The organism is Flavobacterium sp. AK-301 (genome assembly GCF_058310215.1).
On the sequence record NZ_JBZEES010000045.1, the window covers coordinates 1 to 672 of the forward strand.

At 30.8% G+C, this 672-nt stretch carries 1 protein-coding gene; it reads left to right on the forward strand.

Annotation, left to right across the window (positions count from 1 at the left end; all coding sequences use genetic code 11):
- Nucleotides 1–672: hypothetical protein (locus AC4FQX_RS15170; RefSeq protein ID WP_491168562.1), on the forward strand; the 672-nt coding region annotated here is incomplete at both ends.

Here is a 672-nt window from a genome sequence, read left to right on the forward strand (position 1 = left end):
GATTACGGAGCAGGAGATGATATTTCCAGTCCGGAAATTAAAGGATATACCTTTATTGACCAGAAAATTTATCCGAATAGACTTATTAATGATGGAGAGTATTCAATAACAAAAAAAATCCAGAAACCTTGGGGAGGCTGGATTAAAAATTTAACAGATCATACTGGAAATCCAGATGGAAGAATGTTAATTGTTAATGTAGGAAACAGGTCAGGTCAGGATAACCTTATTTATGAAAAACTAATTAAAGATATTATCCCTAATCAGGAAATAAATGTTTCATTATGGGGGATTAATTTATTAAATGCCAATACATCAGGAGGAGCCCCTAATATTACGATTGAATTAGTGTCTGTTGTAGGTAATAATGTAATTGCAACCTACGATTCCGGAGATATTAAACAAAATGAAAAATGGAATTTAATTTCTGTAAATTTAAATCCACAACAAAACGAAGTTTTATATTTAAGAATCAGAACCAATTCATTTATAGTAGGAGGAAATGATTTAGGAATAGATGATATTCAGGTATATCAGGTACCAAAAGTTTGTGATTTTGAAATAGAAAAAGCAGCATCCATTGTTGTTGAAGATAGAAAATTCACAGCTGATCTAATTAGTAAAACAGACGTTCTGTGTTTCAATGATACAAATGGAACAGCTACTATAAAA